Origin of the sequence: Streptomyces sp. H39-S7 (assembly GCF_027158205.1) — a bacterium.
Classification (GTDB): domain Bacteria; phylum Actinomycetota; class Actinomycetes; order Streptomycetales; family Streptomycetaceae; genus Actinacidiphila.
Genome location: NZ_JAPVLU010000008.1, coordinates 191,115 through 215,883 on the forward strand (window position 1 = coordinate 191,115; position 24,769 = coordinate 215,883).

22 protein-coding genes are annotated in these 24,769 nt (G+C 71.0%); 18 read left to right on the forward strand and 4 right to left on the reverse strand.

Annotated features, from left to right (window positions below; all coding sequences use genetic code 11):
* Positions 1-68: 68 nt before the first annotated feature.
* Positions 69-1,235: an L-rhamnose isomerase gene (rhaI, locus tag O3X23_RS10225; RefSeq protein ID WP_269270975.1), complete on the reverse strand. Its 1,167-nt coding sequence runs from the start codon at positions 1,233-1,235 to the stop codon at positions 69-71.
* Between the two features lie 199 nt (positions 1,236-1,434).
* Between rhaI and O3X23_RS10230 the strand changes: the two genes are divergently transcribed.
* From O3X23_RS10230 to O3X23_RS10270, 9 genes are all read left to right on the forward strand, one after another.
* Positions 1,435-2,964 carry a sugar ABC transporter ATP-binding protein gene (locus O3X23_RS10230; protein ID WP_269270939.1) on the forward strand — a complete coding sequence of 510 codons (1,530 nt, stop codon included), beginning with the start codon at positions 1,435-1,437 and terminating at the stop codon, positions 2,962-2,964.
* Positions 2,964-4,016 carry an ABC transporter permease gene (locus tag O3X23_RS10235; RefSeq protein WP_269270940.1) on the forward strand — a complete coding sequence of 351 codons (1,053 nt, stop codon included), beginning with the start codon at positions 2,964-2,966 and terminating at the stop codon, positions 4,014-4,016. Before O3X23_RS10230 ends, O3X23_RS10235 begins: the two co-directional genes overlap by 1 nt.
* Positions 4,000-4,989, forward strand: a complete 990-nt coding sequence (locus O3X23_RS10240) for an ABC transporter permease (RefSeq protein ID WP_269270941.1) — start codon at positions 4,000-4,002, stop codon at positions 4,987-4,989. Before O3X23_RS10235 ends, O3X23_RS10240 begins: the two co-directional genes overlap by 17 nt.
* A 57-nt stretch (positions 4,990-5,046) precedes the next feature.
* A complete protein-coding gene (gene rhaS / locus O3X23_RS10245) occupies positions 5,047-6,132 on the forward strand; it encodes a rhamnose ABC transporter substrate-binding protein (RefSeq protein WP_269270942.1) in 1,086 nt (361 codons plus the stop codon).
* Between the two features lie 69 nt (positions 6,133-6,201).
* Positions 6,202-7,620 (forward strand): L-fucose/L-arabinose isomerase family protein, encoded by a 1,419-nt coding sequence (locus O3X23_RS10250; RefSeq protein ID WP_269270943.1) that lies wholly within the window; start codon positions 6,202-6,204, stop codon positions 7,618-7,620.
* 80 nt (positions 7,621-7,700) lie between these two features.
* Positions 7,701-8,732, forward strand: a complete 1,032-nt coding sequence (locus tag O3X23_RS10255; protein ID WP_269270944.1) for a LacI family DNA-binding transcriptional regulator — start codon at positions 7,701-7,703, stop codon at positions 8,730-8,732.
* A gap of 67 nt (positions 8,733-8,799) precedes the next feature.
* Positions 8,800-9,846: a LacI family DNA-binding transcriptional regulator gene (locus tag O3X23_RS10260; RefSeq protein WP_269270976.1), complete on the forward strand. Its 1,047-nt coding sequence runs from the start codon at positions 8,800-8,802 to the stop codon at positions 9,844-9,846.
* 78 nt (positions 9,847-9,924) lie between these two features.
* Positions 9,925-10,848, forward strand: coding sequence for a helix-turn-helix domain-containing protein (locus O3X23_RS10265; RefSeq protein ID WP_269270945.1), 924 nt, complete (start codon positions 9,925-9,927; stop codon positions 10,846-10,848).
* Positions 10,845-11,888: an NAD(P)-dependent alcohol dehydrogenase gene (locus tag O3X23_RS10270; RefSeq protein ID WP_269270946.1), complete on the forward strand. Its 1,044-nt coding sequence runs from the start codon at positions 10,845-10,847 to the stop codon at positions 11,886-11,888. The genes O3X23_RS10265 and O3X23_RS10270 overlap by 4 nt, the downstream gene beginning before the upstream one ends.
* Before the next feature lie 89 nt (positions 11,889-11,977).
* Here the strand turns inward: O3X23_RS10270 and O3X23_RS10275 are convergent, their stop codons facing one another.
* Positions 11,978-13,279 carry an MFS transporter gene (locus O3X23_RS10275; RefSeq protein WP_269270947.1) on the reverse strand — a complete coding sequence of 434 codons (1,302 nt, stop codon included), beginning with the start codon at positions 13,277-13,279 and terminating at the stop codon, positions 11,978-11,980.
* 94 nt (positions 13,280-13,373) lie between these two features.
* On the opposite strand from O3X23_RS10275, the gene O3X23_RS10280 reads away from it, so the two are divergent.
* The gene (locus O3X23_RS10280) at positions 13,374-13,973 is read left to right on the forward strand and encodes a TetR/AcrR family transcriptional regulator (protein ID WP_269270948.1); all 600 of its coding nucleotides are present in this window, start codon (positions 13,374-13,376) and stop codon (positions 13,971-13,973) included.
* 76 nt (positions 13,974-14,049) lie between these two features.
* Here O3X23_RS10280 and O3X23_RS10285 read toward each other — a convergent pair whose 3' ends face one another.
* Both O3X23_RS10285 and O3X23_RS10290 read right to left on the reverse strand, forming a co-directional pair.
* Positions 14,050-15,132, reverse strand: coding sequence for a S1 family peptidase (locus O3X23_RS10285; RefSeq protein WP_269270949.1), 1,083 nt, complete (start codon positions 15,130-15,132; stop codon positions 14,050-14,052).
* A gap of 634 nt (positions 15,133-15,766) precedes the next feature.
* The gene (locus O3X23_RS10290) at positions 15,767-16,138 is read right to left on the reverse strand and encodes a VOC family protein (protein ID WP_269270950.1); all 372 of its coding nucleotides are present in this window, start codon (positions 16,136-16,138) and stop codon (positions 15,767-15,769) included.
* A gap of 144 nt (positions 16,139-16,282) precedes the next feature.
* On the opposite strand from O3X23_RS10290, the gene O3X23_RS10295 reads away from it, so the two are divergent.
* From O3X23_RS10295 to O3X23_RS10325, 8 genes are all read left to right on the forward strand, one after another.
* On the forward strand, positions 16,283-16,834 hold the full coding sequence (locus O3X23_RS10295; RefSeq protein ID WP_443047811.1) for a DinB family protein: 552 nt from the start codon (positions 16,283-16,285) through the stop codon (positions 16,832-16,834).
* A gap of 66 nt (positions 16,835-16,900) precedes the next feature.
* A complete protein-coding gene (locus O3X23_RS10300) occupies positions 16,901-17,407 on the forward strand; it encodes a GNAT family N-acetyltransferase (protein WP_269270978.1) in 507 nt (168 codons plus the stop codon).
* Between the two features lie 189 nt (positions 17,408-17,596).
* A complete protein-coding gene (locus tag O3X23_RS10305; protein WP_331283897.1) occupies positions 17,597-19,687 on the forward strand; it encodes an ABC transporter ATP-binding protein in 2,091 nt (696 codons plus the stop codon).
* Between the two features lie 92 nt (positions 19,688-19,779).
* The gene (locus O3X23_RS44120) at positions 19,780-19,941 is read left to right on the forward strand and encodes a carbohydrate-binding protein (RefSeq protein ID WP_443047812.1); all 162 of its coding nucleotides are present in this window, start codon (positions 19,780-19,782) and stop codon (positions 19,939-19,941) included.
* A 143-nt stretch (positions 19,942-20,084) separates the two neighbouring features.
* Positions 20,085-20,342, forward strand: coding sequence for a DUF6296 family protein (locus O3X23_RS10310; protein ID WP_269270951.1), 258 nt, complete (start codon positions 20,085-20,087; stop codon positions 20,340-20,342).
* Positions 20,343-21,334: 992 nt separating this feature from the next.
* On the forward strand, positions 21,335-23,272 hold the full coding sequence (locus O3X23_RS10315) for a phosphocholine-specific phospholipase C (RefSeq protein ID WP_269270952.1): 1,938 nt from the start codon (positions 21,335-21,337) through the stop codon (positions 23,270-23,272).
* A gap of 240 nt (positions 23,273-23,512) precedes the next feature.
* Entirely contained in the window at positions 23,513-24,280 is a 768-nt protein-coding gene (locus O3X23_RS10320; RefSeq protein ID WP_269270953.1) for a class I SAM-dependent methyltransferase, read from the forward strand.
* 10 nt (positions 24,281-24,290) lie between these two features.
* Positions 24,291-24,743: an HIT family protein gene (locus O3X23_RS10325; protein WP_269270954.1), complete on the forward strand. Its 453-nt coding sequence runs from the start codon at positions 24,291-24,293 to the stop codon at positions 24,741-24,743.
* Positions 24,744-24,769: the final 26 nt, after the last annotated feature.

Consider the following 24,769-nt stretch of genomic DNA (forward strand, 5'->3'; position numbering starts at 1 on the left):
CTGGGGCCGGGATCAGGGGGGTCGGGTTCCGGGACGGGGTCAGGTTCCGGGACCGGGGTCGGGGCGGGTCACGCGCCCCAGCCCGCCTGTGTCCCGCCGACCCGTTCGGCGACGATGCGGTCGGCCCAGCCGGACCGCTTGTAGGCGGCGATCGGGTCCGGGTCGATGCCCTGCTCCTCGCGGACCTCGCGCAGCAGCGGCCGGACGTCGGTGTTGTACGCGTCCATCAGGACGGCGTTCGCCTCCAGTACCTCTCCGGCCTGCTGGGCGGCGCGCAGCGCGACGGGGTCGACCAACAGCGCCTTGGCGGTGGCTTCCTGCACGTTCATCACCGACCGGATGATCGCCGGGATCTTCGCCTCGATGTTGTGGCACTGGTCGAGCATGAAAGCCACTCCGGTCTCGGCCGCGAGCCCCCGGCCGCGCACCACTTCGTACATGATCCGGAAGAGCTGGAACGGGTCGGCCGCTCCGGCCATCAGGTCGTCGTCGGCGTAGAAACGCGAGTTGAAGTCGAAGCCGCCGAGCTTTCCCTCCCGCAGCAGCGTCGCCACGATGAACTCGATGTTGGTGCCGGGGGCGTGGTGGCCGGTGTCGACGACGACCTGCGCCTTGGGGCCGAGTTTGAGGCAGTGGGCGTACGCAGTGCCCCAGTCCGGCACGTCGGTGGCGTAGAAGGCGGGCTCGAAGAGCTTGTACTCCAGCAGCATCCGCTGGTCGTCGGCGAGTCGCTCGTAGACCTCGGTCAGCGCGTCGCCCAGCCGTCCCTGACGATCGGCGATATCGTCCTGTCCGGGGTAGTTCGTCCCGTCGGAGAACCACAGTTTCAGATCGCGCGAGCCGGTGGCGTCCATGATGTCGACGCATTCCAGCAGATGGTCGGTGGCCTTGCGCCGGATCTTGGGATCGGGGTGGGTGACTGAACCCAGCTTGTAGTCGTCGTCCTGGAAGACATTGGAGTTGATCACCCCGAGGCGCACCCCGCGCCCGGCCGCATGGGCCGCCAGCGCCGGGTAGTCGTCGGTCCTGTCCCATGGGATGTGCAGCGCCACCGAGGGCGCGGCCGCGGTGAACTCGTGGACGCGCGCCGCGTCGTCGATCTTCTCCTGCGGGGTGCGGGGCACGCCCGCTTGCGCGAACACCTTGAAGCGCGTGCCGGAGTTGCCGTACGCCCAGGACGGCGTCTCGATGGACTGGGCCTTCAGCGCGGCCTTCACCGTGGACAGGTCGGTCATGTTCATCGCTCCCGCCATGAATCGTTTCACTGAGGGGAAGCTAAGTGCCCGAAGAGAGAGTGTCAACCTCCTGGTGAGGGGAGTTCACCCCATGAAGGACACCGGACCGGAAATCTTGAAACGAAACCATTGACGCGTCCTGTCGCACTGCCCTAACGTCCGTGCAACTCAGTTGAAACCTTTCATGTGAGGCCTCACCATGGACCAGTCGAAGCCCGCGGAACGGCCCGTGCTCTCGCTCGAGGACGCCAGCAAGTCCTTCGGCGCGGTCCGGGCGCTGCAGGGTGTGTCCCTGGCCCTGTTCGCCGGGGAGGCGCACGCGCTCGCCGGGGAGAACGGGGCCGGGAAGTCGACCCTGATCAAAGTGCTCGCGGGAGTGCACCGGCCCGACGCCGGGCGGGTGCTGGTGGACGGCGAGCCCGTCACCTTCCACGGGCCCTCCGACGCCCGGGACGCCGGCATCGCGGTCATCTACCAGGAACCGACGCTCTTTCCCGATCTCACCGTCGCCGAGAACATCTTCATGGGCCGTCAGCCGCGCCGCTCCCTGGGCCGGGTCGACCACCGGTCGGTACGGGACGCGACCCAGGCCCTCATCGAGCGGCTGGGGGTCGATCTCGACCCCGGGCAGCTCTGCCGCGGCCTGTCCATCGCCGACCAGCAACTCGTCGAGATCGCCAAGGCGCTCTCCTTCGACGCCCGCGTCCTGATCATGGACGAGCCCACCGCGGCCCTGACGGGAGCCGAAGTGGCCCGGCTGTTCGGCGTGGTGCGAACCCTGCGCGAACAGGGCGCGGCCGTGCTGTTCATCTCGCACCGGCTGGAGGAGATCTTCGCCCTCTGCCGGCGCGTCACGACCCTGCGGGACGGAAAGCTGATCTCCAGCGACACGGTGGACGGCCTGACCGAGGACGACCTGGTGCGCCGGATGGTCGGCCGGGACCTCGACGAGCTCTACCCCAAACAGCCCGCCCGGATCGGTGAGACGGCCCTGGCCGTGCGCCGGCTCACCCGGGAGGGCGTCTTCACCGACGTCTCCTTCGACGTCCGCCGGGGAGAGATCGTCGCGCTGGCCGGGCTGGTGGGCGCCGGCCGCAGCGAGGTCGTGCGCGCCGTCTTCGGCGTCGACCGCGCCGACGCCGGCGACGTGCACGTGGCCGGGAACCGGCTCCCGGCCGGATCGCCGACGGCCGCGATGGCCGCCGGTGTCGCCCTGGTCCCCGAGGACCGGCGCCAACAGGGCCTGGTGATGGAGCTGTCCATCGAACGGAACATCGGCCTGACCGGACTCGACCGGCTCGGCCGCGGCGGCCTGGTCCGGAGAACGCTGGAACGCGGCCGGGCCACGGACTGGGCGGTACGGCTGCAGTTGAAGTACAACCGGCTCTCCGATCCTGTCGGCGTGCTCTCCGGCGGCAACCAGCAGAAGGTGGTCCTGGCCAAGTGGCTGGCCACCGAACCCGGTGTGCTGATCGTCGACGAACCGACCCGGGGCATCGACATCGGCACCAAGGCCGAGGTCCACCGACTGCTGTCGTCGCTCGCCGCCGAAGGCCTCGCCGTCCTCATGGTCTCCTCCGACCTGCCGGAGGTCCTGGCCATGGCCGACCGGGTGCTGGTCATGCACGAAGGACGTATCACCGCGGAACTCCCGCGCGCCCTGGCCACCGAGGAATCGGTCATGGCCGCGGCCACGGGCCGCACCGCCGGCGGAGGGAAAGCAGCCTGATGACAGCGACCGTGGAACAACCCGCCGCGCCGCCCGGCGCCCGCCGGACGACGGCCCGCTCACTCACCGAGACCGTCTTCCGGGCCCGCGAGATCAGCATCGCCGGGTGCCTGCTGCTGCTCGTCCTCGGCACCTGGGCGGCCAACCACCGCTTCCTGTCGGAGCAGGGCGTCAAGGACCTGCTCCTCAACGCGTCGATCCTGATCCTGCTGGCCGTCGGCCAGTCGGTGGTGGTCCTCACCCGCAACATCGACCTGTCGGTCGGCTCGGTGGTGGGGCTGTCCGCCTTCGCCTGCGGGAAGTTCGTCTCCGGCACCGACCACAACGCCGCCCTCGCCCTCCTGCTCGGCATCGGCGTCGGCGCGCTCTGCGGCCTCGTCAGCGGAGCGCTGGTCAGCTTCGGGCGGGTGCCGGCGCTCGTGGTCACGCTCGGGATGCTCTACATCATCCAGGGCACCGACTACTGGTGGGCGCACGGCCAGCAGATCAACGCCGCCGACGTCCCCGCCTCCGTCCTCGACCTGGGCAGCGGAAGCGTCCTCGGCGTCCCGTACCTGACGCTCATCGCCGTCGCCGTACTCACCGCCGCCGCCTACTACCTGCGCTCCTACCGCAGCGGCCGGGAGCTGTACGCGATCGGCTCCAGCCCCGAGGCAGCCCGGCTGGCGGGCATCCCCATCCGCCGCAGGATCCTGGCCGCGTACGTCTTCTCCGGCGCCGTCGCGGGATTCGCCGGTGCCCTGTGGCTGGCCCGCTTCGGCACCGTCGTCGCGGACAACGCCCACGGCTGGGAACTGACGGTGGTCAGCGCGGTGGTCGTCGGCGGTGTCGCCATCACCGGCGGCACCGGCAGCGTCTGGGGCGCGGCGCTCGGCGCGCTGCTGCTCACCACCGTCGGAAGCGTCCTGGTCGTCCTGAAGGTCGACTCCTTCTGGCAGAGCGCCATCACCGGGGCGCTGCTGCTCGCGGCCATCAGCGTCGACCGCATCGTGACCCTGCGCATGACCAGCGCCCTGAGGAAGAGGAACGCGCGCCATGTCCACCAAATCTGACCTCAGCCGGTTCCTGCGCTGGGACATCGCGGTCGGCATCCTGCTCGTGGCCGTCTTCGCCACCGGAGCCGGCACCACCGAGGGGTTCGCCACCACCGGCAATCTGTCCTTCGCCCTCAACGACATCGTCGAGGTCGCGATCATCGCGCTGCCGATGACCCTGCTCGTGGTGGCGGGCGAGATCGACCTGTCGGTCGCCTCCATGCTGGGACTGGCCAGCGCGGTCAGCGGCAAGCTGTGGGAAGCGGGCTGGTCGTTCGAGAGCATCGTCCCGGTGGTCCTGGCCATCGGCGTGCTGGGCGGCCTGCTCAACGGCTGGCTGGTCACCCGGGTCGGACTGCCCTCGCTGGCCGTCACCATCGGCACGCTGACGCTCTACCGGGGACTGGCGTCGGTGGCGCTGGGCAGCAACGCGGTCACCGACTTCCCCGAGACGTACGCCCGGTGGACCTCGGACACCCACACCGTGCTGGGGTTCCTGCCCTACCCCTTCGCCCTGTTCATCGTCCTGGCGGCCGTCACCGGCGTCGTGCTGCACGCCACGGGCTTCGGCCGCTCCCTGTTCGCCACCGGCGCCCAGGAGGAGGCCGCCTACTTCTCCGGTATCCGGGTCAAGCGGCTCAAGCTGCTGCTGTTCGTCCTCACCGGTCTGCTGTCGGCCTTCGCTGGAATCGTCTTCACCCTGCGCTACGGCAGCGCCCGGGCCGACAACGGCCAGGGCTTCGAGATGCTCGTCATCGCCTCCGTGCTGCTGGGCGGCGTCGACTTCGACGGCGGCAAGGGCACGCTCGGCGGCGCCATCGCCGGAGTGCTGCTGATCGGACTGCTCAAGAACCTGCTCATCCTCAACGACGTCGCCAACGAGGTCCAGGTCATCGTCACCGGACTGCTGCTGGTGGCCTCGGTACTGACCCCGCGGGTGATCGCCGCGGTACTCGAACGGCGGCACCGGCGCGCAGCCGCGGCTGCCTGACGGCGTGCACCACCGCACCACCGCCACCTCAAGGAAATCCCGACGAAGGGCTTCGCCATGTCCCTCCCTACCCCCGTCACGGTGCGCGCGCTCACCGCGGTGACCGCCGTCTGCGCTCTCGCGCTGACCGCGACCGCCTGCGGTGGCACGACGAAGAAGTCCAGCTCCGACCAGGGTCCCGGCACCGCCTCGACGGCCTCCGCCGACCCGGGCGCCGCGCTCAAGAAGGGGCTGAAGCTCGCGTTCCTGCCCAAGCAGATCAACAACCCGTACGAGACCATCGTCGACAACTCCGGCATCGCGACGGCGAAGGAGATCGGCAGCACCGCCAAGGAGGTCGGGCCCTCCGACGCCAGCGCGTCCTCGCAGGTCTCCTACATCAACACGCTCATCCAGCAGCAGCAGGACGCGATCCTGCTGGCGGCCAACGACCCCAACGCGGTCTGCGGCCCGCTCAAGCAGGCGATGGCCAAGGGCATCAAGGTCGTGGCGTACGACTCCGACACCGCCAAGGACTGCCGCCAGCTGTTCATCAACCAGGCGAGCTCCGAGCAGATCGGCCGCAGCCTGGTGCAGAACCTCGGCAAGCAGCTCAACTACCAGGGCAAGATCGCAGTGCTGTCCGCCACCCAGAACGCCACGAACCAGAACACCTGGATCGAGTTCATGAAGAAGGAGCTGGCGCTGCCGGCGTACAAGGGGATGGAACTGGTCAAGGTCGCCTACGGGGACGACGACGACCAGAAGTCCTTCCAGCAGACCCAGGGCCTGCTGCAGGCCTACCCGGACCTGAAGGGCATCATCGCCCCGACCACCGTCGGCATCGCGGCGTCCGCGCGCTACATCAGCTCCTCGTCCTACAAGGGCAAGGTCGTGGTCAACGGGCTGGGCACCCCCAACCAGATGCGCAAGTACGTCAAGGACGGCACCGTCGCGCAGTTCTCCCTGTGGGACCCCAAGAAGCTCGGCCGGCTCGCCGCGTACGCCGCGTCCGCGCTCTGCTCCGGCCAGATCACCGGCGCGGAGGGGCAGACGTTCAAGGCCGGTGACCTGGGAACCTTCACCGTCGGCAAGGACGGCGAGGTCATCCTGGGCAAGCCGACCGTCTTCGACGCATCCAACATCGATGCCTTCGACTTCTGAGCGAGCCCCGCACCCCGGCCGCGCCGCCTCCGCGCGGCGCGGCCGGCCCCACGAACGGAGACATCCGCCATGACCCGCACCCCCGCCACCGCGCGCAGGCCGAGGATCGGCCTCGTGGCGGGCGGACTGGGCGCCTACTGGCCCCAGTTCCCCGACCTGCTGCCCCAACTGCGCCGCTCCGCCGCCCGCGTCACCGAGCGCATGCGGGACTTCGACGCGGACGTCGTCGACGTCGGCTTCATCTCGGACGCCCAGGAGGGCGCGGCCGCCGCGGAGAAACTGCGCGCCGCCGGATGCGACCTCATCGTCGGATTCCTCACCACCTACATGACCGCCACCATGCTGGCGCCGGTGGCCCAGCGCTCGGGCGCTCCGGTCCTGCTGATCAATCTGCAGCCCACCGAGGCGATGGACCACGCCACGTTCGGCACCGGCCAGTGGCTCGCCTACTGCGGCGCCTGCCCGCTTCCCGAGATGGCCAACTCCTTCGAACGCGCCGGAGTGCCGTTCCGCTCCGTCTCCGGCCACCTCGAGGACGAACGGGCCTGGGCCCGCATCGGGCGGTGGATCCGGGCCGCCGGAGTGCGATCGGTGCTCCGCAACGGCCGGCACGGCCTGATGGGCCACCTCTACCCGGGCATGTACGACGTCTCGACCGACCTGGCCATGGTCTCCGGCAACCTGGGCGGCCATGTGGAGGTGCTGGAGTTCGACGACCTGCGGGTGCGGGTGGAGGCCGTCACCGACGCCGAGGTCACCGGGAAACTCGCCGAGGCCCGTGCGACCTTCGCGTTCGACGACTCCGTCGTCGCGGACGACGTGGAGTGGGCGGCCCGGGTATCGGTCGGCCTGGACCGGCTGGTGGCCGACTTCGACCTCGACAGCCTCGCCTACTACCACCGGGGTCTGGACGGCGAGGTCCACGAGCGGCTGGGCGCCGGCATGATCCTCGGCGCGTCCCTGCTCACCGCCCGGGGCGTACCGATGGCCGGCGAGTACGAGCTGCGTACGTCGCTGGCGATGCTGATCGCCGACCGGCTCGGCGCCGGCGGTTCCTTCACCGAGCTGCAAGCGCTCAACTTCCGGGACGGCGTGGTGGAGATGGGTCACGACGGGCCCGCCCACCTCGGCATCAGCCAGGACCGGCCGCTCCTGCGCGGCCTCGGCGTCTTCCACGGCAAACGCGGTTGGGGCGTCTCCGTCGAGTTCGACGTGCGGCACGGGCCGGTCACCCTGGTGGGTCTCGGCCAGACCCGCGACGGTCGCTACCAGCTGGTCGCCTCGCAGGGCGAGGTGGTCGGCGGGCCCCTGCTGAGGATCGGCAACACCACGTCCCGGGTGGACTTCGGCACCGACCCCGGCGAGTGGACCGACGCCTGGAGTGCCTCGGGCGTCGCCCACCACTGGGCACTGGCCACCGGTCACATCGTGCCCGACCTGCGGGCGGTGGCCGATCTCACGGGCCTGGAACTGGTCGAGGTCTCTTGAGCGGGGACCGGTCGCCCTCCCGCGGCGCGGACGGCACCGGCGGACCCGACCGGTTTCCCGGCGGCACGCCGGGAAACCGCGTGAAGCGCAGCACGGTCGGCATCAAGGACGTCGCCGAGCAGGCGGGCGTCTCGCTCGGCACGGTCTCGAACGTCCTCAACCGCCCCGCCACGGTGGCGGAGCCCACCAGGCGACGGGTGCTCGCGGTCATCGAGCGGCTCGGGTACGTCCGCAGTGAGACGGCCCGCCAGTTGCGGGCCGGCCGCAGCAGGATGCTCGCCCTGCTGGTCCTGGATCTGGCCAACCCCTTCTTCGCGGAGCTGGCCCGGGGAGCCCAGCAGGCCGCCCGCGAGGCGGGGCTGGCCGTCATGGTGTGCACCAGTGCGGGCGACCCCTCGCAGGAGGCCGCGTACCTGGGCATGTTCGCCGAGCAGCGGGTGCGCGGTGTGCTGATCACTCCGACCGACGCCACCCGCGACCATCTGCGGGCGCTGCGGAGCCGGGGCATATCCTTCGTCGTCGCCGACCGGGCCTGGTCCGGCGCCGAGGCCTGCTCGGTCTCCGTCGACGACGTGGCCGGCGGCAGGCTCGCCGTGCGGCACCTGCTCGCCTCGGGCCACCGGCGCATCGCGTACGTCAGCGGTTCCCCGCACCTGGCCCAGTCCCGTGACCGGCACCAAGGCGCACTGGATGCCTTCGACGAGGCGCGGGTCGCCCGGCACTCCCTCACGGTCCTCGAGTCGCGGCGGTTCGACGTCGCCTCCGGGCGGGAGGCAGGGGCCCGTCTGCTGGCCGCCGCAGACCGCCCGACCGCTGTGTTCTGCGCGAACGACCTGCTGGCCCTGGGCGTGCTGCAGACGCTGTTCGCGGCCGGAATCCGGGTTCCGGACGACATCGCGCTCGTCGGATACGACGACATCGAGTTCGCGGCGGGCGCCGCCGTCCCGCTCACCTCGGTGCGCCAGCCCTCGTTCCGCATCGGCCGCACCGCCGCGGAACTGCTGATCGAGGAGACGGCCGGGCGCCCCGGCGCACACGAGCACCGGGAGATCGTGTTCCAGCCGGAGCTGGTCGTCAGAACGTCCTCACTGGGCGCTCGCGCCGGAGGCTGATGTGCGTAGCATGAGACCGCGGCCGCTGAGAGCCGCGGGAGACGGTGGTTCGGAGCACGTGGCGCGCATGATGGGCATCAAGGACGTCGCACGGCAGGCCGGGGTCTCCGTGGGCACCGTGTCGAACGTGATCAACCGGCCGGACATGGTCTCCGAGCAGACCCGCGTCCGGGTGCTCGAGGTCATAGACCAACTCGGTTACGTGCGCAGCGAGTCGGCCCGTCAGCTGCGTGCCGGCCACAGCCGGATCATCGCCCTGCTCGTGCTGGACATGGCCAACCCCTTCTTCGTCGACGTCGCGTCGGGCGCCGAGCGCGCCGCCCGTGAGGCGGGACTGGGAGTGATGCTCTGCAACAGCGCCGGCAGTGCGACCGAGGAGGCCGAGTACCTGGGTCTGTTCGCCGAGCACCGGGTGCGCGGCGTGCTCGTCACGCCCGCTGACACCACAGGGCGCAACCTCGACTCGTTCCGTCGCCATGACATCCCCTTCGTCTTCGTCGACCGGGTGGTGCCCAGCGCGTCGGCGTGCTCGGTGTCGGTCGACGACATCGCCGGCGGGCGGCTGGCCGCGGGCCACCTCCTGGACCAGGGGCACCGGCGGCTGGTCTACGTCAGCGGCCCCATGCACCTGACCCAGTGCCGGGACCGGCGGACCGGGGCGCTCGAGGCGCTGGCCGCGGCGGGGCTGCCCCCGGAGGCGCTGTCCCACATCGAGACGGACCGGCTGGACGTGGGCGCGGGGCGGGACGCGGGCGCCCGGTTGCTGGGCATGGCCGGCCGGCCCACCGCAGTGTTCTGCGCGAACGACCTGCTCGCGCTGGGCGTCCTGCAGGCGCTGTACGCGGCGGGGGTCGCCGTGCCGCAGGAGCTCGCGCTGGTCGGCTATGACGACATCGAGTTCGCGGCGGCGGCCGCGGTCCCGCTGACCTCGGTGCGCCAGCCCGCCCACCGCATGGGCCGGACCGCCGCCGAGCTGCTCATCGCGGAGACCGGCGACCACGCCGACGAGCACCGCCACCAGCAGATCGTGCTGCAGCCGGAACTGGTCGTCCGGGGCTCCACGCTCGGCAGGCAGCGCCCCGCCGCCGGCGCCGCCGATGCGGCTTCCGCGTAGCCACACCCGTGGGAGGGGGGTCTGACAGACCTACCCTGGGGTGCCCGAAAGCGCTCCGACCGCGTCAATACTTGAGTCATGGGCCTGGACCACAATGTCGAACTGGGTGAGTTCCTCCGCTCCCGCAGGGCCCGGCTGGGCCCCGGGGACGCGGGGGTCGCCGTCAATGGATCCGCGCGCCGTGTACCCGGCCTGCGCCGGGAGGAGCTGGCCCGGCTGGCCGGAGTCAGCACCGACTACTACGCGCGACTGGAGCAGGGACGGCACCGCAACGTCTCCGCGAGCGTCCTGGACTCCGTCTCCCGCGCCCTGCGGCTCAACGAGGTGGAGCACCTCTACCTGATACAGCTCGCCCGGCCGCAGCCGCGCGCCGCACGGCGTCCGGCGGCCCGCCCCCAGCGGGTGCGGCCGGGGCTGCACCGGATGCTGGAGACGCTGGACGGAATGACGCCGGCCTTCATCGTCGGTCGCGGCATGCAGGTGCTGGCCAGCAACCGGCTGGCCCGCTCGCTGATCACCGATTTCGAGGCGTTGCCGCACCGGGAGCGGAATCTGGCCCGGTTCATCTTCCTCGACGAGTCCGCCCGGCAGCTGTACCCGGACTGGGCGCAGATCGCCGCGGAGACCGCCGCGGTGCTGCGGCTCGACGCGGGGCGCAACTGCGAGGACCGGACCTTCTGCGAACTGATCGGGGAGCTGGCGGTCAAGAGCGAGGAGTTCCGGACGGCGTGGGCGGCGCACGACGTGAGCCGCCGCTCCCACGGGACCAAGCGCTACCGCCACCCCCAGGTCGGGGAGATCACCGTCGCGTACGAGGCCCTCTCCCCGCCGGGCGACGCGGATCAGACCCTCTTCGTCTACACCACCGAGTCGGGGTCGCCCTCCGAGACCGCGCTGCAGTTGCTGGCCAACCTCACCGCGCCCCTGACCTCACCGAATCCGGCCGCGCCACGGCCGACACTTGCCGATCCCGACGATTTTCTGGAGATCCACGCACGATGACGACCACCGTTACCGCATACGCCGCCCCTTCCGCCAAGGCTCCGCTGGAGCGCACCACCATCCCCCGGCGCGCTGTGCGTGAGCACGACGTGCTGATCGACATCAAGTTCGCCGGCATCTGCCACTCCGACATCCACCAGGTCCGCGACGAGTGGGGCGGCGCGCAGTTCCCGATGGTGCCGGGCCACGAGATCGCCGGCATCGTCACCGAGGTCGGCCCCGGTGTCACCAAGTACGCCGTCGGCGACCGGGTCGGCGTGGGCTGCTTCGTCGACTCCTGCCGCGAGTGTGAGAACTGCCTGGCCGGTGACGAGCAGTACTGCCTGAAGGGCGGCACCGGCACCTACAACGCCACCGGACGCGACGGCGAGCCCACCTATGGCGGCTACAGCACCCACGTCGTCGTGGACGAGCACTTCGTCCTGGGCATCCCGGAGGGCCTCGGGCTCGACGTCGCGGCGCCGCTGCTGTGCGCCGGGATCACCCTGTACTCGCCGCTGAAGCACTGGAACGCCGGCCCCGGCAAGAAGGTCGCGATCGTCGGTATGGGCGGCCTCGGCCACATGGGCGTCAAGATCGCGGCTGCCCTGGGCGCCGAGGTCACCGTGCTCAGCCAGAGCCTGCGCAAGCAGGACGACGCCAAGCGGTTCGGCGCCGACCACTACTACGCCACCAGCGACGAGGCCACGTTCCAGCAGCTGGCCGGGCACTTCGACCTGATCGTGAACACCGTCTCGGCCAACCTGGACCTGGACTCCTACCTCTCGCTGCTGCGGGTGGACGGCACCCTGGTCAACGTGGGCGCACCCGAGCACCCCGTCTCGCTGAACGTGTTCTCGCTGATCGGGGGCCGGCGCAGCCTGGCCGGCTCGATGATCGGCGGCATTCGCGAGACCCAGGAGATGCTGGACTTCTGCGCCGAGCACAACCTGGGCGCCGAGATCGAGCTGATCTCCGCCGACCAGATCAACGAGGCGTACGACCGCGTCGTCACCAGTGACGTCCGGTACCGCTTCGTCATCGACACGGCCACCATCTGACGGCAGCCCCCCAGCCGTCCAAAGGCCCTGCCCTCCCGCGGAAGCGGGGGGCAGGGCCTTCGTCGTCGGTCCTTCGGTGTCGTCCCCGGTCAGCGCCGCGCGTACTCCCGCTCCTGGACGGGGGCCTTCCGCAGCGCGGGGCCTCCGCCGCTCACCACGATCGACTGCTGCGGCGTCGCCCGGCGCGGTACGGCCAATCCGAGCAGCGCGACCGCCCCGAGGGCCATCACGGCGATGCCGTACTCCCGCGTCGTCGGCAGCAGTCCCCCGCCGTGCACGACCAGGTAGCCGCCGATCACCGCGGGCAGGCCCATGGCCAGGTAGGACAGGACGTAGATGGTGGACAGCAGCCCGGAGCGCTCGTGCGGTGCGGCCAGCGGGACGATGGTGCGGATCGCGCCCTGGAAGCCGCCGCCGAAGCCGACGCCCGCGATGACCGTTCCGGTGAAGAAGGCGGCCGCCGAGTTGTGGTCGACCGCGACCAGGGTGACGCCGACGCCCACGATGAGGGCGACGGTGCCGAGCAGCATCACCCGGCCCGGGGCGGCGTTGCGGAGCAGCAGCACGGACACCGCACCGCCGCCGGCGAGGGTGAACAGCGCCAGGCCGCCGAGCAGCAGGGAGTCGGAGCCGACCACGCCGCGGACGACCGCCGGGATGACGGAGCCGTAGAGGCCGGCCAGCGCCCAGACCGCGACCAGCACGGGGGCGGCCACCAGCAGCGGTCCGCGGGCCGCCTTCGGGACGCCGAAGCGGGGGCGCAGCGAGGCGAGCGCGCCCGGCTTGGGTGCGGAGGTCTCCCGCATCAGGGCGACGCCGGCGCCCTGCAGGACGAACACGGCGAGCAGGGCCAGGTAGACGAGGTGGGTGGGTTCGGGCAGGAACTGGACCAGCAGACCGGAGGCCAGGGCCCCGGTGGCGGTGCCGGTCATGGGGGCGATCGCGTTGGCGAGGGTGCCCTTGGCCTTGTCGAGGTCGAGCATGCCCGCGCCGACGGCGCCGACGGCCGCGCCGGTCGACAGGCCCTGGACGACCCGGGCGATCATGAGCTCGGGGACCCCGCCCGCGGTGGTGAGTACGACCATCGCGACGCCCTGCAGCGCGAGTGCCACGAGCAGGACCGGGCGGCGTCCGATGTGGTCCGAGAGCGACCCGACGGTGAGCAGTGCGGCGAGCACGGCGAGGGCGTAGATGCCGAAGACCATGGTCGTGGTGATCGGCGAGAAGCCCCATTCCCCCTGGTAGACGGTGTAGAGGGGGGTCGGGGCGCTGGAGGCGGCGAGGAAGGCCACCACGATCGACGCCTGGAGGTAGAACGCGGCGCGGGGGCCGAGCCGCCGGCCTCGGCGGACGGCGGGGCCGGTCACGGGGAACGTCGGCGGCAGGGACATCGAGGACTTCTTTCGCCTAGCGGGCGCCAGTCCGATCAGACCGGTCTGTCTAGTTGCCGTTACGGTAGACAGACCGGTCTGGTACTGTCAAGTCATGGCCACCAGAGCGATCGCAGACCCGCCCGCCGCCGCGGGGCGCCCCACCGCACGCGAGCGCCTGCTGGCCGCCGCCAACGAGCTCTTCTACGAGGAGGGCATCCATGTCGTCGGCATCGACCGGGTGATCGAACGCGCGGGCGTCGCCAAAGCGACTCTCTACAGCGCGTACGGAAGCAAGGACGGGCTGATCAGCGCCTACCTGGCCGGCCGGCACGAGATCCGCCGCGCCCGGGTGACCGCGGCCGTGGACCGCCACGACGCGCCCCGCGAGAAACTGCTCGCCGTCTTCGACGCGCTCGGCGAGGCGTTCGCCGACCCGAAGTACCGCGGCTGCGCCTTCCTCAACGCCAGCGCAGAGGTCGGCCCCGACAGCCCCGTCATGCAGGCGACCGACACCTACCGCGGCTGGGTGCGCTCCCTGTTCACCGACCTCTCCCGCGCCGCCGGCGCACCCGACCCGGAACAGCTCGCGGGCCGGCTGGTACTGCTGTACGACGGCGCGGGCGTGGCCGCCAGGATGGACCGCGATCCGGGCGCCGCGACCATGGCGAAGACGGTCGCGGCACTGCTCATCGACGCGGCAGCGACCGACTGAGGGGCGGACCCCCGTAGGAGGTCCGCCCCTCAGTCACCCGCGAAAATCACCCGCGAAAGTCACTCGCGCACGGGGATCAGCCGATCTGCGCGCCGTACTCGGTGAGCGCGGCCGTCACCGGCTGGAAGAACGTCTCCCCGCCGTTGGTGCAGTCGCCGCTGCCGCCCGAGGTCAGGCCCACCGCGGTGTCGCCCGAGAAGAGCGCGCCGCCGCTGTCGCCGGGCTCCGCGCAGACGTTGGTCTGGATCAGTCCGGTGACCGATCCCTCCTGGTAGTTGACGGTGGCGTCGAGTCCGGTCACGGCTCCGTCGTGCAGCTGGGTGGTGCTGCCGCTGCGCTGCACCGTCTGACCGACCGTCGGGTCGCCGGCCTTGGTGATCGCCTGCGTGCTGCCGTTGTAGAGGTCGACGGAGCTCGGGTGGGCCACGTTCGTGTCGGTGTACTTGACCAGCGCGAAGTCGTGGCCGGGGAAGGTGGCGGCCTCGACGTTGCCGATCTCCTGGCCGCCGGACTTGTCCGACCAGCTCTTGAACGCCACACCGCAGTGGCCGGCGGTCAGGAAGTAGGGCTGACCGTCCTTGACCACGTTGAAGCCCAGCGAGCAGCGGGCGCCGTTGGCGAAGATCGCGTCCCCGCCCGCGATGAACGGGGTGAAGCGACCCGCCGAGCGCTGCAGTTGCGCGGTGCCGCCGAGCGCCTTGACGCTTTTGGTGAGACTGTCGAGCTGCGCACCCTTCACGGTGCTGTCGGCGGTGACCACCACCTGGTTGGTGCGGGGGTTGATGGACCACGCGGTGCCCGGGATGCGGGGCTGGGCGCGCAGACTCTGCGCCGAACGGCGCAGTTCGGCCATGGTGTGCGTGACGGTCCTGGGGACCGCGCCCGCTTCCTGCACCTTCTGGTCGGCGGTGGCGTCCAGAACGTTGACGACGAGCTGCTTCGTCTTCGCGTCGTAGTACGAGCCCGCGGTGCGCTCCCCCAGACGGGAGGTGAGGTCGCTCGCGAGCTGGGCCGCGGCGGCGGGGGCGAGCGCGCGGGGGGAGGGTGCGGTCGGCTGGGCGGCGTTGGCGTGGGGAAGGAGAACGCCCGCGGCGACTACGGCGGCGGCGCTCGACCCGGCGATCGCGATACGGCGCCTTGATATCCGACGGTGCTTCAACTCAGTGCCTCCTGTGGGGGGTGGGCCCGGCAACCGGCGCCGGGCCCGCAGGATGTGCGGTCACGAACGGGCGGAACAGCAAGGATTGCTCGTCCGAGCCCGTTGGTGCGGCCGAGTATCCCGACACGGGCCGGATTCCTGCAAGGTCATGATCAAGCCCCGTCTCCACATCTGTGAACAGGGCGAAGATACCTCGCAACCCGCCCATCGGCAGTGCGGATCCGGGACCGCCGGAGCACGGTGCGACGGCCTGTTCGCCCCGGGTGAGGTCTAAACCTGTCCGAGAAGCGATGCTCCGATTCCGTTTGTGAAGCCCGATATATTCCGATACGTCAGGTAGCCCGAACGGGGTCTTCGGGACCCGCGAGGGCGCGTCAAGTCCGCTCGAGGCACCACTCGTTCGACCGGTCTCCGCCGGGTGGAGGGCCGTGCGCCCGCGGCCCCGGGGCACCGACGGCGACGACACAATTCGTGCGCCCCGCGCACACCAGGCCCCCGAAGCTATGTTCTTTCCCACGGATCACTTCAGCGGGCTGTCCCGTCGCGGATTTTTCAGGGCCGGAGTGGGCGGTCCGGGTGTAGCCGCGAGCGCTGCTGCTCGCAGCACGCGTTCCACCCCTGGATCGGGCGGGCGTCAGCCCCGCAGAAGGCAGAACGGGTGGCCCGCGGGATCCGCGTAGACGCGCCAGCCGCGGGAGTCGGCCTGCAGCGGCGTGGCACCGAGGTCGAGCACCCGCTTCTCCGCCGCGTCGAGGTCGGGGACGTCGAAGTCCAGGTGGAACTGCTGCGGGTGCGCGGCGTCCGGCCACTGCGGGGGCCGGTGGTCCGCCACCCGCTGGAAGGCCAGGACGAGTCCGGATTCGAGATGGAGCGTGCAGAAGTCGTCGCCGACGGCCCATCGGGGATCGGGCCGGTTGACCGCACCGCCCAGGAGCGTTCCGTAGAACCGCGCGAGGGCACGGGCGTCCGGACAGTCCAGCACCACGCACTGCAGCTTGGCGATCATGGGGAAGTCCTTCCAGCGGTAGGGCTCGCGCCCCGGTGAGCATCGTCCTGGCGTGCGGGTAGCCCGCAGCTCAGGCCTACCCTGGCACCCCTCCCCTCCCGGTCACAGCCCGCGCCGGAACGGCCATGGTCCATGATGTCGGCCATGACCAGCCCACGAAGAAGAGCAGAGATGTTCGTCGGCGCCGAGCACGACCCCCGGTTCCGGGCTCCGGCCACCGGTGACGAGCGGAGCATGCTCGTCGACTTCCTCGGGTCGCAGCGGACGACGCTGGAACTGAAGTGCTCGGGACTCGACGCCGAGTTGTCCCGGCGGGCCGTGGAACCCTCCACGCTCTCGCTGCTCGGACTCGTCCGCCATCTCGCCGATGTGGAACGCCGCTGGTTCCGGGTCGTCCTGGCCGGCCAGGACGTGCCGCTCCGCTTCTCCTCGCAGGACGACCCCGACCAGGACTTCGCCGGCGCGGTGCCCGTCCCCGCGGTCGCCGCCGCGGCCTGGGAGGCCTGGCACGCCGAGGTGGCGTTCGCCGACGCCTTCGTGGCGGCCGCACCCGACCTCGACATCGAGGGCCACGACGCGTGGCGCGGGACGGTCTCCCTGCGCTGGGTCCTCATCCACATGGTCGAGGAGTATGCCCGCCACAACGGCCACGCCGACCTGCTCCGGGAGCGGATCGACGGAGCACGGGGCATCTGAGACCTCCCCGTGCGGCGCGTCGGTACGCGGCTCCCAGCGACCGAACCAGGGGCGGTGGAACGCGTGATCAGGACCGGCGCCATCGGCACGGCACGTCTGGAACTGCTGCCGCTCGCCGTGGAGCACGCCGGGGAGATGGCCACCGTGCTGTCCGACCCGGCCCTGCACATGTTCATCGGAGGCACCCCGGACACCCCGGAGGCCCTGCGAGCCCGCTACGAACGCATGGTCGCGGGCTCACCGGACCCCGCCGTCTCCTGGTGCAACTGGGTGATCCGGCTGCGTGCGGACGCCTGCCTGGCGGGCACGGTGCAGGCGACGATCACCGCCTCCGAAGACGCCCTCACCGCCGAGATCGCCTGGGTCGTCGGCACGCCGTGGCAGGGGCGCGGCATCGCCACGGAGGCGGCGACGAGCATGGCCGGCCGGCTGGAGCAGCAATCGGTGGACACCCTCGTCGCCCATGTCCATCCGGACCACCGGGCGTCGGCCGCCGTCGCGGCGGCCTGCGGGCTGACGTCCACCGGCCGTTGGCACGACGGCGAGATCCGATGGCAGCGGAACCTGCGCTGACGCCCTTCGCGTCCTCCGCGCGCCATCCCCGTTGCCGCGCCCGCGCGTCTGCGCCCCCTGTCACGCTCGGCCGCCGCCGTGCTCCGTGTGTGCTTCCATCCATCGGTTCGGCGCGCGGTGACGCGGGTCGGAGATGGGCAGGTCTAGATGCTTCCGGGCCTTTTCGTCGCCCGGCCACCGCATCAGCACGTGCCGCGCACCGTCCGAACCGTCGAGGGATGCCGCCATGACCCGCCGCTCACCCATCTGCAGTACGACGCCGCCGCCGCGCAGCCATCCGGCAAACGCCTGGGCGGTGCGCCCATGAGGAAGTGGTTCCGGCGTCCACGGCCCGCCGAGACGACTGTGACCGACAGCGAGCGGCTGCTGTTCGGCGGGGCACTGCGCTACGACTACGGCTGGGCCCGGCACGATTACACGATGCTGGAGCATTCGGCGCTGTCCATGGCCCGGTCGGCACCGCGGCTGGTGGGCAGAACCGTACGGCTGGCCTGGCGGGCCGATCGGGCCGCCATGCTGACGATGGTCCTGGCCGAGGTCTACCAGGGCATGGCCCACGCCGTCGGACTGCTGATCACCAACGAGGTGCTGCAGTCGCTGTTCGGGAGCGGGGACACCGTCGCGCGGGTGCGCGCGGCGGTGCCGGCGCTGATCGTCGGCATGGTCATCGCCATGACGAGCGCGGTGGCGGCGTCCCTCTCCACGGCCAGCACCGGACGGCTGGAGCCGAAGGTCGAGAGGCTGGCCACGCAGGAGTATCTGCGGCACGCCGAGCGGGTGGAACTGGAGGCCGTCGAGGACGGCGCGTTCCGCAAGCTGCTCGACTCCGCGCAGTTCGGCGCCCAGGCCTCCCGCCAGATGATCGGCGCCATGGTGGCGACGTTGAACGGCACGTTCTCCCTGATCGCCGCGGCCGGTGTGCTCACCGTGCTGCACCCGGTGCTCCTGCTCCTGCTGATGCTGATCGCGGCGCCGCGCGGATGGGGCGCGGTGCATGTGGCGCAGCGCCGCTACGCGTCGACCATGGCCTGGATCGAGCACGAGCGCGCCGCCCGCGTCATCAGCGAGTCGATCACCGGGCAGACCGCCGCGCAGGAGACCCGCGTGCACGGCGTCGGGGCTTTCCTGCTGCGCCACTTCGGGCAGATGGCCGGCACGGCCGAGGCGGAGCAGACCCGGCTGGCCAAGGAGAAGGCGGCCACCGAGCTCCTGGCCGCCTCGTTGTCGGGCGCCGCGTCGCTGCTCGCGTACGCCACGCTGGCGTGGTTGCTGCTGTCGGGGCGCATGAGCATGGCGGTCGCCGGCACCGCGGTCATGGCGGTGCGGACGGGTTCGGCGAACCTCGGCACGCTCGTCGGATCGGTCAACCGGCTCCACGAGGAGTCCCTGTACGCCGGCGACCTGGACCGGTACATCATCGAGGCCACCGCCCGCGCCATTCCCGTCGGCGGCGTACCGGTGCCCGGACACCCGGACGAGATCCGCTTCGAGCACGTCACCTACCGTTATCCGGACCGGGAGCGGCCCGCCCTGGACGACATCTCGCTCACCATCTCCGCCGGCAGCGTGGTGGCGCTGGTGGGAACGAACGGATCGGGCAAGAGCACGCTGGTGAAGCTGCTCGCCGGCCTCCACAGAGCCCAGGCCGGCCGCGTCGTGTGGGACAAGGTCGATCTCGCGGAGGCCGACCGTGACCAGGTCTTCTCGCACATCGCGCTGCTCGACCAGTCCTTCGCGAGATGGCCGTTCACCGCGGAGACCAACCTGGCGATCGGCAGGCCGGCGCGGGCCCCGGAGCCCGCGCAGCTGGCCGCGGCGGCCGCGTTCTCCGGCGCGGACGCCGTCATCAGCACCCTGCCCCACGGCCTGAAGACCCTCCTGGCGCTGCAGTTCCGCGGCGGGTCGGAGCTGTCCGGCGGCCAGTGGCAGACCATCGGACTCAGCCGCACCTGGTACCGCGACGCCTCACTGATCATCGTGGACGAGCCGACCTCCGCACTGGATCCCGAGGCGGAGATCGCCTGCTTCGAGAAGATCCGCGCGCTGCGCTCACCGACCACCACGGTCGTCCTGGTGACGCACCGCATGGCGGCCGTCCAGCACGCCGACCTGATCTACGTCCTGCACGAGGGCGTTCTGGTGGAGCAGGGCACCCACCAGGAACTCCTGGCCGTCGAGGATGGCCGCTACCACCGCATGTTCCGGTCCCAGGCGGACCAGTACATCCCGGCGGAGACCGGGGCGGTCCCCGCCCAGCAGACCCGCCCGCCTGCCCGATGACCCTCCGGAGCCGCGGAGAGGTGTGCCGCATCGCCGTGGGAAGATCCAGGGGGTCGGCAGCGAGCCGGCCCGGCGAAAAGGGGCACCGGCACATGGCAGCAGGATTCTCGGACTGGAAAGTCAAGAAGCAGTACACGACGAATGACCGCGTGTCGTATTTGGGAAAGGAGTACCGCTGCTTGGCCTCGCACACCTCGAATTCGGCATGGAATCCCAAAGCGGCCGTCACGAAGTGGCAGGAATACAAGCCGTAGCCTCCTGCGGTCGCGTGCCGCGCGGGGCGGTCGTAGCGTCGGAGTATGCCTTCGCACCGCCTGCGGACCGTGGGCCGCTCGGTGACGCTGTGCGACGGCCGACCTACCCCGTCCTGCGGGATGCGGACTGTTGGGAGCACGCCATGTCCGAGCGCGCCGGCTTCGAGCTCATCTTCACCAATGCTCTCCCGGCGGAGGGCACGCCCGCCAAGCACGTCGTCGAGGTCTTCCCGACGACCGCGGTCGGGTCGGGCGGATATCCGATCTACGTGGACGCGACCAAGATCATCCGTGCGGAGATCAGCGACACGGGCCAGGTCCGCATGATCGCCAGCGGAGGCGGCCAACGCCCGCAGTCCCCCACCGAGGTCCATCGCCTGCCCCCGACCGGCGACCGCTGACCGCTGAGCGGTGAGGCGGGTGGCCGCTCGGGCCTGTCGTCGAACCGGCGTCCGCCCGGATGGCAGGCGCCGGTTCGAGGACGGCCCGACGGCCGGATCTCCCGCCGAAGACCCGACCCGGGCGAATCCGCCGGGCGAACCGTTACGGGTTGAGGCGGATCGAGTTGATCGGCGACAGGTTCTTGTCCAGCCACCAGCCGGGGGCCCCGTAGCCCTCGCAGTTGGTGCCGGTGGAGGTCCTGGTCGACGGGGCAGCTGACCCGCAGGACCAGTGACTCCCACTGTGCCATCGGGCGCAGACTGTTGAGCAGCCCTTCCGTTCCGCCACCCATCAACGCCCGGGCACGCAGCGCGATGTCCGCGCTCACCGTGGCGGACAGCCGTTCCCAGACGGGGGCGATGAGTGCCTTCTCGTAGGTGACCAGAGCCCATTTCAGGGCGGCGAGCGCACCGGTGCCGGCATGTGCGAGATCCGCCGGGAAGGGCGACGTCGTCGGCGTGGCCGCGTCGAGAATCCGCAGTTCGGCGGTTATACGGCGTTGCGGCGTCGAGAGCACCCGGTCGACCGAGGACGCCAGATCGGGTGACGAGGTGGCCGGGGTCAGGAAGACAGTACGTCCCACCGGGCCGCATCAGTCCGCATACACGGTGAAACGGCTCGAATCCTCCCCTGGACGCAATGAGTCGGCCATCCCCGCGGACCGCCGGAGCCGCCGGGGTCCCCACCGGCGTCCCTCCGCCGGAACGCACAGCAATGCGGTCGGACAATCACCCGAATTCGCGACGGCCCATTTCGACACCACGAATCAAAGCCCTTTACAGAAGTCCTTTCAGGGCACCCGCGTGGAATACTCCAGGCCAGCCGTGGATCACTGATGGGTCGTCACTCCGGCCGGCCCCTGCCGCACTGCGGGCGCGAGCGCCCACCACCTGCGGGTGGTTCCGCGGCGCCGCCGCGGCCGTCGCTCCCTCGCGCTTCGAAAGGCCGACCGATGACTCCACTCAGCCGCCGTACCTTTCTGTCCGCCACCGCCGCGGGCGCGGCCACCATGGTCGGTCTCTCGGCCGCCCAGGAAGCGGCCGCCGCCCGCACCGGCACCGCGGCCGACGTGAAGCACGTGGTCATCCTCATGCAGGAGAACCGCTCCTTCGACCACTACTTCGGAACCCTGAACGGCGTCCGCGGTTTCGCCGACAAGCAGGCGCTGCAGTTCCCCGGCGGCGGTAATGTCTTCCGCCAGCCCGACCCCGCCCGCACCGACGGCGGCGCCATGCTCCCGTACCGGATGGACACATCGAAGTACAACGCCCAGAACGCCGCCGGCCTCCCGCACGACTGGAACACCGGCCACCAGGCGGTCAACAACGGCGCGATGAACGCCTGGATCGCCGCCAAGGGCGAGCGCACCATGGGCTACTTCACCCGCGCCGACATCCCGTACCAGTACGCGCTGGCCGACGCGTTCACCGTGTGCGACGCGTATTTCTGCTCGCTGGCCGGCCCGACGATCCCGAACCGGCTCTACCTGTGGAGCGGCACCTCGGGGCCCGGCCGCGACGGCACCACCGGCCCGTGGACCGACAACACGGCGAGCCCGGAGAACCCCGTCGCCGACTGGACGACCTACGCGGACCGGCTGGAGGCCGCCGGGGTCAGCTGGCGGGTCTACCACAATCCGACCGAGGACGATCTGACCGGCGACTACGGCGACAACGCGCTCTCCTACTTCAAGCAGTTCCACACCTATCCCAGCAACGACCCGCGGCACGTCAACGCGATGACCAAGTTCGACCTCACCGTCTTCGACCGGCACTGCAAGGACGGCTCACTGCCCACCGTCTCCTGGCTGGTCGCGCCCTACGTGTACTGCGAGCACCCCACGGCCAGTCCGGACTACGGCGCCTGGTGGGTCGACTCCGCCCTGCAGTCGCTGATGTCGAACCCGCAGGTGTGGCAGGAGACCGTGTTCCTGGTGATGTACGACGAGAACGACGGCTACTTCGACCACATGATCCCGCCCACCCCCGAGCCCGGCACCCCCGAGGAGTTCGCCAAGGGCCGGGCCGTAGGGCTGGGCAGCCGGGTACCGCTGTGGGTGGCCTCCCCCTGGTCGCGGGGCGGTTACGTCAATTCCCAGGTCTCGGACCACACCTCGGTACTGCGCTTCCTGGAGAAGGTGACGGGCGTCCAGGAGCCGAACATCAGCGCCTGGCGCCGGACCGTGTGCGGCGACCTCACCAGTTGCTTCGACTTCACCGCCCCGGACTACTCCATCCCCCCGCTGCCCGACACCGTCGAACTGATGGCCAGGGCCGACGCGGGAGCGAAGCTCCCCGCCGTCGCCCTGCCCGCCGCCGGCACGCAGTACGTGCCCGCGCAGGAGACCGCGGCGCGACCGCATCGCAAACTGCCCTACGCTCCGCAGGCCGAGGTCGCGGTCGACCGCTCGACCGGCGTCCTCACCTGCACCATGACCAACACCGGCAAGTCCGGCTTCCACTACACCGTGTACCCGAACATCAACAAGCCGTTCGCCGGCACCCCGTTCACGGTCGCCCCGGGCGACTCGAAGACCTACACCTGGGCCACGTCGTCGACCGACGCACGCTACGACTTCACCGTGCACGGTCCCGACGGATTCGTCCGCCACTTCGCCGGGTCCGTCATCCCCGCCGGCCAGGACACTGCCGCGGTGCCCTCGGTGACGGCCACCGTCGGCACGTCCTGCACCCTGCACCTGGCCAACAACGGCCTGGCCGGCGTCACTTTCGCCGTCACCCCGAACGACTACGCCGGCACCGCACAGACCGTCACCGTGGCCCCCCTCTCCCGCGCCACCCTCACGTGGCCGCTGGACGAGGGCCGCTACGACGTCATCATCACGGCCGGCACCGGCTACGTCCGGCGCTACGCCGGAACCGTGCACTGACGCACCGCCGGGCCGCACCGCGGACCTCGCCGGAGAAACCCACCCGGACGGGACCGTGCAAGCCGTCAGGACGGCCCCCCACGCGCGCGTGGGGGGCCGGACACGCGACGTGCCGGGTGTCGGGGCGCCGACACCGCGCGGGGGCTCGCCAACAGCCTCTCAGCGATTCGCCACACCCCCTCTGAACTGGTACGACGTCGCTTCCGCAGATAGAATTCCCCTCGGCGAAAGGGGGTCCGGATGGACCGGAACATCCGCACGGTCGACGACGTCCTGAAGCTTCTGGACGGCCTGTTCGCGCCGGGAGCCGACCGCTGGACGGCCGACGCGGCCGACTGGTGGGACGGCTTCTACGCGGACCGCTCCAAGCCGGTGCCGTTCTTCGTGGCGAGGCCGGACGAGAACCTGGCCTCCTATGCCGAACGGGGCCTGATCACTCCCGGCCGCGCCCTCGATCTGGGCTGCGGTCCCGGCCGCAACGCCCTGTACCTCGCCTCCCTGGGCTTCGAGGTGGACGCCGTCGACCTCTCCCCCGCGGCCATCGTCTGGGCCGGGGACCGCGCCCTCGAGGCCGGGGCCGACATCCGGTTCCACTGCGCCGACGCCTTCGCCCTCACGGCGGCCGAACTCAGCGGCCCGTACGACCTCATCCACGACTCGGGCTGCTTCCACCACCTGCCGCCCCACCGCCGCGTCAGCTACCTCGCCCTCCTCGACCGCGCCCTCGCCCCCGGCGGGCACCTCGCCCTCACCTGCTTCGCGGCAGGCGACACGGGCATGGGCTCCGAACTCCCCGACGCGGACTTCTACCGCGAGTCCGGCCTCCAGGGCGGACTCGCCTACACCCCGCAGTCCCTGCGCTGGATCTTCTCCGACCTGACCGAGATCGAACTGCGCCGGATGCACGACGAACCGCCCGAGTCCCCCAACTTCGGTGAGCCCTTCCTGTGGACGGCCCTGTTCCGCCGCGACGCCCGGACCCGGCAGCCCGGGCGCGCCCCTGACTAAGCTCAACGGCATGACGACCCCGGACTGCTACGCCTGCGACAAGGAAGCCCGGTTCGACACCCTCCCCCCACGCGAGCGCATCGCCACCGACACCCACTGGCGCGTGGTCCACGCCCTCGACACCGCGCTGCCCGGCTGGCTGGTGCTGCTGCCCCGCCGTCACGTCACCGCTGTGCACGAACTCACCGACGCGGAGGCCGCGGCCCTGGGAACGTGGCAGGTCGGGCTCTCCCGGGCCCTGCACCGGGTCACGGGGTGCGCGAAGACCTACGTCATACAGTTCGCCGAGGCCGAAGGGTTCTCCCACGTGCACTTCCACATCGTGCCCCGGATGGACGATCTGCCCCGGGAGCTGCGCGGCCCCCGCGTCTTCGGCCTGCTCCAACGCCCGGAGCAGGAACGTGTGCGGCCCGATCAGGCCGACGAGATCGCCCGCACCCTCCGCCGCGAACTCACCTCATGAACCCCCGCGTACCGCGTCGCCAGTGA